General features: G+C 75.3%; 3 protein-coding genes. 2 read left to right on the top strand and 1 reads right to left on the bottom strand.

What is annotated here, in order from left to right; genetic code table 11:
* Window positions 1–1051 (top strand): hypothetical protein (locus ABFS34_16540; GenBank protein MEN8377034.1); only part of this gene is annotated, 1051 nt, incomplete at its 5' end.
* Window positions 1048–1656: a DNA-3-methyladenine glycosylase gene (locus tag ABFS34_16535; protein MEN8377033.1), complete on the top strand. Its 609-nt coding sequence runs from the start codon at window positions 1048–1050 to the stop codon at window positions 1654–1656. The genes ABFS34_16540 and ABFS34_16535, both read left to right, overlap by 4 nt.
* A gap of 21 nt (window positions 1657–1677) precedes the next feature.
* Here the strand turns inward: ABFS34_16535 and ABFS34_16530 are convergent.
* A partial coding sequence (locus ABFS34_16530; protein MEN8377032.1) for a TlpA disulfide reductase family protein occupies window positions 1678–2208 on the bottom strand: 531 nt, incomplete at its 5' end.

The raw sequence follows: 2208 nt of genomic DNA, 5'->3' as shown, positions 1-2208 counted from the left end.
CGCCGCGGAGCCGGCTGCCGGCGCGACGCGCGAGCCGCGGCGAGGTCGAGGCGCCAGGCGCGAGGAAGCGAAGCCCGCGGCTCCGGCCGGGGCGGAGGACGACCGCTACGCGGCGGCGTTCGCGCTGCTCGTCCGGGCCGTCGTCGAGCTGGCGGATGGCAAGGGTCCGGTGCGGGATTCGGAGCTCAAGCGGCGCATGTTGCAGCTGGACGACTCCTGGGACGAAGCCACGCTGGGGTTCAGCAAGTTCAGCCGGTTCCTGCGCAAGGCGCACGACGAGGAGGTCATCGATCTGCACCGGACGCCGGACGGGTACTACGAGACCTCGCTCGGGCGCAACGCGCCCGCCGGCGCCGGGTCCGCGCCCTCCAGGCCGACGCGCGAAGTCGCCGCTGAGGCGCCGGAGGCTGGCCGCGAGGAGGAGGGCGCCGAGCGCGAGCGCAACGGCGGCCGCAGGCGTGGACGACGGGGGAGGCGCTCGGCGCAGCCGGCAGAGGAGGCGCCGGTAGCCGAGGCCGAGCCGGCTCCCGAGCCGGAGCCGGAACCGGCGATCGAGGCTCCAGCCGAGGCTCCCGTCGCCGAGGCGCAGGCCGCTCCGACGGAAGAGCCGCAGGTCGCGCCCACCGTGGAGCCCGCGGCCGCGCCCTCGGCGCGCGTGCGCGGTTACGGGCGCGGGACGCGAGCGCGTGGTGGCGCGGCGGGACCGCCGCCGCTGCTGCCGGGCCAGACCGTCGGCTCCGGCGCGGCCCCGAAGGACGCGGGAGCCGCCCCTGCCGCCGAGCTGGCGACTGCGGCCGCTGCGCCGACTCCCGCTGCGCCGGACGGGTTGCCCACCGAGCGAGACGAAGTGATCGGCTACCTGGTGTCGCGCTTCAAGGGCGTCGGCGAACGCACCGCGCTGGTGGTGGTGAACAAGTTCGGCGCCGAGAACGTGTTCCGCGTGATGACCGACGAGCCTGACAAGCTCCGCAGCCTGGTCGGGCCGAACCGCGCGAAGATGCTGCTGGCAGGGTTGGCGGCGGACGCGGAGGCGCGCGCAGCGGGGCGGTGAGCCCCGCCGACCCAACGCACTTCGAGCCGGGAGAGCCGCTCCCCGCCTCGTTCTTCGACCGCCCCGCGGAGCTCGTAGCGCGCGAGCTGCTCGGGGCGATCGTCGTGTCGGACCTCGCCGCCGTCCGCACCGCCGGCAGGATCGTGGAGGCCGAGGCCTATCCCGGTCCGCACGATCCCGCCTCCCACGCGGCCGAGCGGATCGGTCGCACCGCGCGCAACGAGGCTATGCACGGTCCGCCGGGAATAGCCTACGTGTACCGCATCTACGGGCTGCACTGGTGCCTCAACGTGGTGACCGGGCGCGCGGAGCGGCCGGCGGCGGTACTGCTGCGGGCGCTGGAGCCCGTGGCCGGCATGGATGCGATGGCGGAGCGCCGGGGAAGGCTCTCGGACCTGGCGAGCGGCCCGGCCCGGCTGACCGCGGCGCTGGGGGTGAGCGGGGCGCAGGACAAGCACCCGCTGCGGCTCCCGCCGCTGTCGATTCACGCCGGATCTCTGGCCGCGGGCGAGAGCGCCGCCGCAGGGCCCCGTATCGGCGTCGCCCGGGCGCGTGACTGGCCGCTGCGGTTCTGGATCCGCGACAGCCCGTTCGCGTCCCGGTGAGCGCGCCGGACGCCGCACCGCTCAGCGGTTGAGCGCCGCTTCCCCCTCCACCACCGCCGCCAGCGCGTCGATCGACTCGCCGAACCCGTAGAAGGTGCGGACCACGCGGTGCTCACGGTCCAGCACGACGGTGTAGGGCAGGCCACGGTAGCCGAACTCCTGGCGCAGGTTTCCCTCGCCTCGGGCGAGCGGGTAGCTCACCCCGCCCAGGCTCTGCGCGAAGCCGATCGCCTGGTCGGGGAACTCGTCGTCGTTCAGCCCGACGACGGACACCCCGGCGCCCGCCAGGGCGGCCGCCAGGCTGTCGAGCTGGGGCATCTCGCGGCGGCACGGTCCGCACCAGCTCGCCCAGAAGTTGACCACGAGGACGTCGCCCTCGAAGTCCGCCAGGCGGATCGACTCCGGTCCGGTCAGCGACGGCAGAGCGAAGTCGGGGAAGTCCGCGCGCTCGTCGGCTCCGGGCGCGGTGAGAGCCTCCGCGCGCGCCACGACCGTGACGCGGCCACCGCGATCGACGAATATCCCCGCGTCGCGCGGCACCGTGCCGGCCCT

The sequence above is a fragment of the Gemmatimonadota bacterium genome (genome assembly GCA_039715185.1).
GTDB lineage: Bacteria > Gemmatimonadota > Gemmatimonadetes > Longimicrobiales > RSA9 > DATHRK01.
Note: the sequence above shows the minus strand (reverse complement) of the source record. Positions and strands in the feature narration are given on the sequence as shown.